The 6,690-nt window shown below is 40.2% G+C and carries 6 protein-coding genes; 2 read left to right on the plus strand and 4 right to left on the minus strand.

Annotation, left to right across the window (positions count from 1 at the left end; translation table 11 throughout):
- Positions 1 to 227: 227 nt before the first annotated feature.
- From Q0H92_RS06785 to Q0H92_RS06795, 3 genes are all read right to left on the minus strand, one after another.
- A complete protein-coding gene (locus Q0H92_RS06785; protein ID WP_296013202.1) occupies positions 228 to 1,580 on the minus strand; it encodes an MATE family efflux transporter in 1,353 nt (450 codons plus the stop codon).
- A 213-nt stretch (positions 1,581 to 1,793) separates the two neighbouring features.
- Positions 1,794 to 2,444, minus strand: a complete 651-nt coding sequence (locus tag Q0H92_RS06790) for an AraC family transcriptional regulator (protein ID WP_296013206.1) — start codon at positions 2,442 to 2,444, stop codon at positions 1,794 to 1,796.
- Positions 2,445 to 2,454: 10 nt separating this feature from the next.
- The gene (locus Q0H92_RS06795; protein WP_296013208.1) at positions 2,455 to 2,619 is read right to left on the minus strand and encodes an AraC family transcriptional regulator; all 165 of its coding nucleotides are present in this window, start codon (positions 2,617 to 2,619) and stop codon (positions 2,455 to 2,457) included.
- Between the two features lie 496 nt (positions 2,620 to 3,115).
- Here Q0H92_RS06795 and Q0H92_RS06800 point away from each other — a divergent pair, with 496 nt between their 5' ends.
- The gene (locus Q0H92_RS06800; RefSeq protein ID WP_296013210.1) at positions 3,116 to 3,904 is read left to right on the plus strand and encodes a response regulator; all 789 of its coding nucleotides are present in this window, start codon (positions 3,116 to 3,118) and stop codon (positions 3,902 to 3,904) included.
- Positions 3,901 to 6,303, plus strand: coding sequence for an ATP-binding protein (locus tag Q0H92_RS06805; protein ID WP_296013212.1), 2,403 nt, complete (start codon positions 3,901 to 3,903; stop codon positions 6,301 to 6,303). The genes Q0H92_RS06800 and Q0H92_RS06805 overlap by 4 nt, the downstream gene beginning before the upstream one ends.
- Positions 6,304 to 6,315: 12 nt before the next feature.
- On the opposite strand, the gene Q0H92_RS06810 is transcribed toward Q0H92_RS06805, so the two are convergent.
- A partial coding sequence (locus Q0H92_RS06810; protein WP_296013214.1) for a hypothetical protein occupies positions 6,316 to 6,690 on the minus strand: 375 nt, incomplete at its 5' end.

The raw sequence follows: 6,690 nt of genomic DNA on the forward strand, positions 1-6,690 counted from the left end.
TAATTCCCGTGGCAGCAAGTTTGTTATTTCAATGTTAACAAGTTTGTCATTCCTGTGCAGTGCGCCGCAAGGCAGACGTTGACACAGGAATCTATCTACATAGGATTATCAATCGAGTTTCTTTCAGAAACATCGCAGAATCAAGCCCGATAATCTTTTAAAAATTACACTAGATTGCCGTGTCGGGCACGGCAATGACAGTCTAGCAGTTATTTTTATCAAGACTTTTACATTTGTTCCGCCGGTTCTGCAAGACTGATTTCCCTTCTGTCTTTTTTCAGGTAGAACAGCGTTATTGCGAGCGTCAGAATTTCCGTTAGGGGCGAGGTGAGCCAGATTCCGTTCATGCCGAAGATTGCCGGAAGAACGAAGATTGACGCAAGAAGAATCACAAGTCCGCGCGCAGTTGAGATCACTGCGGATTCCTTTGCCTTTCCGATTGACGTGAAGTAGAACGAGGCGATTGCGTTTAATCCGCACAGAACGAAGTCCCACATAAAAATCAGGATTCCGCTTTTAATCATCTGCTGAACCGCCGCGTCTTCTACAAAAATTCTGCTGTACCAGCCTGAGCCGAATCCGACAAGCGCGACTGTTACTGCTCCTGCAATGAACACAAGAAGGTTTGTTCGCGAGAAGAGTTTCCGTGCAAGAAGTTTTTCCTTCGCGCCATAGACAAAGCTTGCAAGCGGCGCCATTCCCTGACCGAATCCGCAGACAACCATGCTGAAAACGTAGGAAGTGTAGCCCACGACCGTAAATGCCGTAACTCCGTCAACTCCAAATCTCCTCATAATCACAAAGTTGTAGGCCGCCATGCTTATGCACATTGAAAGCTCTCCGATGAATTCCGAAAGTCCGTTGAGCATAGTGCTTTTGAAAACTTCGCGGTCAAAGCGGAATTTTACGAATTTGAACACGTGCGCCTTTTTCAGAAAATAAAAAAGAAGAATAGCTAATCCAATCACCGCCGAAACAAGTGAGGCCGCAGCAATTCCGCGCACCCCGAATCCGAAGCTTGCCGTAAAAAGCCAGTCGAGCAGAATGTTCAGAACGCAGGTGAAAGCCGTAACTCCAAGATAGAACTGAGGCCGGCCTTCGGCACGCACGAACATTCCAAGCGATGCGTTCACGGTCATGACCGGAAGCTCAAAAAGAAGAACCGTGTAATATTGAAGAAAATATTCTGCAACTTCTCCCTCTGCGCCAAGAACAGCAAGAATCGTCCGAAGCAAAAAGAACATGACCACGCTCAAAAGTACGGGAGTTGCCGCGCAGGTCGCCATCGTCTGGCTGAAAATCGAGCGGCAGCTTTTTTCGTCTTGCCTTCCCAGCGCCATTCCCGCAAGAACCGAGCCGCCAACCGAAACCATAAGCCCGGTCGCAAGAAAAAGATAGATGATTGGAAGCCCCAAGTTCACCGCCGCAATCGCGTCCTTGTGGATAAAGTTTCCCATAAAAAATCCGTCCGCCACGTTTATGAGCGAAGTAAGCACCATGCTGATTATCGCCGGAACCGAAAAAGCCAGAATCGCACGAGTTCTTCCTGCGCGGATTGAGTCAACGTTCATAGAATTCATAAATACCCCTAAGTAAAAAATGAGAAGATTGTTTGAATTGATTTTGGCGCGCCGGAATCGTTTACGCTTCTTATGTTACAGAAAAGAATAATTTAATACTTATGAATTCTTGCTTTTTTAGAATGGATTTTATGTCATTCTCCGGCTTAACCGAAGTATCTCCCAATAGATTCCTGTGTCGTGGCACAGGAATGACAGATTTGTTTTGAAATTCTATTCAATTGGAAAACACAGGTCGATTTCCATGTAGGTCGCGTCGGCGTTCACGTAGATGTATTTGTCGAATCCCATGCGGTCTGCGAATTTTGCGCCGCTTTTTGGAAACCAAACGTTGTACATATTCTGGTACGCCGCGTAGATTTCCTTGTGGCTTCCCTTGAAGCGGTAGACTGCGAATTTTCCGCCTGGAATTACGCACGTGTTTTCAAGCGGGCAGTCCTTTTCCGCCTCGATGCAAAGGTCGTAGAGGCAGCGGTTTTCGTCCGAGCATGACGGATCGTCAAAAGTCCGTTCAAAGCAGAGCGCGCCTTTTTTTGCCACCTGCCGATACTTTTCCAGGAACACGCACCAGTCGCCCCTCATGTCGTGGTAGTTCCCGATTTTGCGCTCGTAAATCACAAAATAGTCCGGAAGATTTTCCACCGCGACTTTCGCAGAAATTTCCTCAAAGCTTGCAAGCCGTGCCTTTTTGTCCTCCGCAGAATGAAAAAAATCGTGCTCAACCGAACGGCGCGCGCTTTCCTTCCGAAAATAGAACGGTGAGATTTTCTGCTGCCTCTTGAACGCTGGAACAAAGTTCGAAGGGCTGATTCCGTAGTCAAGGCAGATGTCGCTGATTGTCCTGCCGCTAGTCTTGAGCTTCATCGTAATCTGCTCATATGAACGAATGCACGCTCTGCCCAGTGTGCCGCTTGAACTCCCGGCAGAAATAAAATTTCGACCAGCCGCAGAAATCCGCCACATCGTCAACAGAAATCTGAGCGGTCAGGTGAAGAAGAATGTAGTCAATCGCCTTGTTGATTGTCTCCCGTGGAATCATACGAAAAGATTATAGCAGAATATTTTCGATTGAAAAACAGGCTGGAACTGCTGCGGAACTATTCCATTTAGTGAAAATACGCAATTTCTGTCTGCGGAATTATTCCGTTTGCCGACCGCGCATGATTTCTGCCTTCGGAATGATTCCATTTGGTGAAAATGTGCAATTTCCGTCTGCGGAATAACTTCATTCATCGCCCAACTCATTTTCCGCTCGTGAAATTTTTGCATTGTCTGAAAAAATCTGATTTTTTTATATGAAATAATTTCATTTTTCCGAGTCTGATTTGGATGCGGTTTCCAAGATTGTGGAGTCGATTGCGGAAAAATATAAAAATAATTCAAATTTTGAACAGTAACATTTTTCTGCTATTATATAACCATTTGTTTTTCAATTTCCTGCATTTTCAAATCTTTTGTGAAAATCATTTTTACGGAAAATTTGAGCCTAGGCTATTCTATTCATAAAAAAAGAATTGTGTTATAATCTTAAAACTATGGATAAAATTTTATTTGTTGCAAATATTTCAAAAACAGCTAGTGATATTTTCAATTCACTTTCAAAAAATTATGAAATCATAATGCAAGATTTTAATAAAATAGTGCTTCCAAGCAGAGCCGCCGAAATGCAGCCAGACTTAATCGCAGTATATTCAAATGAACTTTCACATGAGGATGTGCAAGCTTATCAAGAAATAGTTACAGACGAAAAGTCAAAGAACTTCCCGATTATTTTCATCGGAAACAAATTTGACTATAAAGACTACATAATGCCTTGGGGAGGAAACATTATAGGAATCATCATAACGCCAACTCCAATGTCAAATGTTGTTGAAAAAATTTCAATTGCGCTTGAATCAATGCATACAAAAAAAGGCGACAAAATTGAATTAAAAAAGCCAGAGCAAAAAACTGACAGCAGAAAGCATATTCTTATCGTTGATGACGACCCTGTTATGCTCAGAGCTTTAATCAGCATACTAAAAGAATCCTACAAAACAACAGTTGCAAAATCCGGGACATCTGCAATTTCTTTGCTCGGAACACAAAAGCCAGACTTGATTCTTCTTGACTACATGATGCCAGTTTGCGATGGAGTCCAGACACTTCAAATGATTCGCTCTGAAGAAAAAACAAAAGGCATTCCTGTTTTTTTTCTTACAGGCGTGAGTGATACAGAAAGCGTAAAGAGCGCAATGAGTCTGAAGCCGGAAGGTTATATTTTAAAGTCTATGCAGCCGAAAGAAATCTTAAAAAGAATAGATGACTTTTTTGAAAAAAAATGAAGCAAGCTGAAAATATAAATTTCAAGACAGCAGTAAAATCTGATTATAAAATTCAAAATCAAGCAGAACGAGAAGAAGTTTCTTTTCTTGCCGCCTTAAACAACTGTTCTATATTGGACAAAGTCGCGCCAATCGTTGCAATTCTTGAAACAGCAATAATATTATTCAGCAATATAGTTAAAAATCCAGACTTTATGAAGTGGCAAAGTCTGTACAACACACTTTATGTTTTGCTAGTATGCGCTTCTGTCGCAGCATATATTTTTAATCGCCCATGCAGAAACAATCTTCACACAAAGCAACGCAGAGTTATTTTGCTTTCACATTTGTATGTTGCATTTATAATCGCATGGAATGTAGTGATGCTTATTATAGATTTTCATACGACAAGCCAACTTGACTTTGCGCTTTATTTTACAAGCTGCCTTGTTTCAGTAATCATATTCAACCTGATTCCAGTTATTATAATTCCTCTTGTTACAGCAGCAACAGCAGTAATTGTAATAGAAATTCTTTTTGTGCAGAAACTAGATCCAAGTATATTCTATAAACCAAACCTCTATCTTTTTGCAGTGCTAGGCTATTTTTGCGTAATAGTAAGGCAAATGAATTTAATACTGCGGGCAAAGCAAAGCATAAGACTCAGGGAAGCAAGGGCAGAAGCAGAAAGCGCAAATCAGGCTAAGTCAACATTTCTTGCCACGATGAGCCATGAAATAAGAACGCCGATGAATGCGATTCTAGGTTTTTCAGAAATTGCACTGAAAGAATCATCTCCGCTTACAGCAACTTATCTCGAAAAAATCAACCGCGCGGCGCATACACTTCTTACTATTATAAATGACATCCTTGACTTTTCTAAAATAGAATCTGGAAAACTCGAAATTGTTCCGGCGGACTACAATCTTGATACATTAATAAGCGATGTTGAATCAATTATAAAAGTCAGGCTTGCATCAAAATCATTCGCACTTTCTATAGATGTCAGCAACGATGTTCCGCGCAATCTTTTTGGAGACGATATAAGAATAAAGCAAGTGCTTTTGAATCTTGCAGGAAATGCGGCAAAATTTACAGAAGAAGGCGAAATCAAAATAACTGTAAAGATGCATGAGCCATTAAAATCAAAAGCAAGTTTCTTGGAAAATCAAAAAGTTATCCTTGATTTTTCCGTGGAAGACACAGGAATTGGAATAAAAAAAGAAGACTTGGAAAAACTTTTCAATTCATTTCAGCAAGTTGATATGCAGCGCAACAGAAAAAAAGAAGGCAGCGGACTTGGACTTGTAATTTCAAAGCAGCTTGTTTCTCTTATGGGCGGAACATTCGGCGTTGAAAGTGAATATGGAAAAGGAAGCAATTTTTATTTTTCAATTCCACAAACTATTGGAAAAATAAAGGAAAACGAAAAAATAGAATTAAATTCTTTCATAGCTCCAAACGCAAAAATTCTCGTTGTCGATGATAATGAAGTTAATCTTCTGGTGGCGCAAGGTTATCTTGCAAAATATAAATGCACAGTTGAAACATGCATGAATGGAGAGGAAGCTGTAAAAAAAGCTGAGCAAGAGAAATTCGACATTATTTTTATGGATCACATGATGCCGGTTATGGATGGAGAAGAAGCCACAAAAATAATTCGCGACGAAGAAAAGAAAAAGGGAATACAAAACTGCATAGTTGCGCTTACAGCAAATGCAATAGACGGCGCGCGTGAAAAATTTCTTGCCTGCGGATTCGATGATTTTCTTTCAAAACCAATTGAAGCGCAAAAGCTTGACCACATAATGCGGACAAGGCTTCCTCGTTCTAAATGCATTTTTGAAAATGCTAATAAAACTGAATCAGAAAAAAAGGAACTTTCCGAGCCAGTAAATGAAGCTATTCTAAAAACTTTTTTGCATCAAATTCCACAAAAAGCAAAACTGATTCGTCAGTACCAAAAAAAAGCAGAAGAAGGAAATGAGCAGTCATTAAAACTTTTCAAAATAGAAGTCCATGCGTTGAAAAGCTCGGCAAAAATTTGCGGTTTCCATGAACTGAGTTCTCTTGCAGAAAAACTTGAAAAATCAGCAGCAGAAAAAAATATTGATTTCATAAAAGACAAAACGCCAGAACTCATTGAAAAATATATTATGTGCGAAATAGAGCTGAATACACGGTTCAACAAGCATAATAAAAATGAAGCAGAGCTTCCAGCAGCTTCAAAAGACGAACTTGCGCACATTGCAATGAAAATAAAAGAATTCGCAGAAGAATGTGATCTTGCTTCAATTGAAGATGAAATAAATATTCTTTCAAATATAAAGCTTCCAGAAAGTTTAAAATCAAAATTTGAAAACTTAAAAAAAGCCGTTGAAGAAATTGATTTTGAAACTATAAAAAATATTGTAAGCTAAATAACAAAAAATTTATCTTGGAGTATTGGCCTCTTCATATTCAACGACAATCTTTCCATCAATCTCTTCAATTTTATTTATGAAATATTTATCGTAATTTGTAGCCATTCGTTCTTTGCCACTTATAACCATCATTCCATAATCCGCAATAAGCCAGTGGTCATAATCAGTCCAATTTGAAAATTCTTTTGTCATATTGAAATTATACATATTTGCCGGAGGAAAGCAAGACTTCACTTGTGTCCGGCAGGGATTTCCGTGCAGGACGGCGCGGGCAAAAAGAAGAGCCACCCGCGCTTGGCGGGAGGCCCTATGAAGAGAGTATGGAAAAAGCCGGCCGCGTCCTAGTTTCCCGCCGGTTGGCAGTATCATCGGCGCAGGGGAGCT

This window comes from uncultured Treponema sp. (assembly GCF_934725225.1).
Lineage (GTDB): Bacteria > Spirochaetota > Spirochaetia > Treponematales > Treponemataceae > Treponema_D.

What these genes read in the sequence shown, in the direction of transcription:
- Q0H92_RS06795 (WP_296013208.1), bottom strand. Translation starts at nt 2,619, where the DNA reads ATGATTCCACGGGAGACAATCAACAAGGCGATTGACTACATTCTTCTT.
- Q0H92_RS06805 (WP_296013212.1), top strand. Translation starts at nt 3,901, where the DNA reads ATGAAGCAAGCTGAAAATATAAATTTCAAGACAGCAGTAAAATCTGAT.
- Q0H92_RS06790 (WP_296013206.1), bottom strand. Translation starts at nt 2,444, where the DNA reads ATGAAGCTCAAGACTAGCGGCAGGACAATCAGCGACATCTGCCTTGAC.
- Q0H92_RS06800 (WP_296013210.1), top strand. Translation starts at nt 3,116, where the DNA reads ATGGATAAAATTTTATTTGTTGCAAATATTTCAAAAACAGCTAGTGAT.
- Q0H92_RS06785 (WP_296013202.1), bottom strand. Translation starts at nt 1,580, where the DNA reads ATGAATTCTATGAACGTTGACTCAATCCGCGCAGGAAGAACTCGTGCG.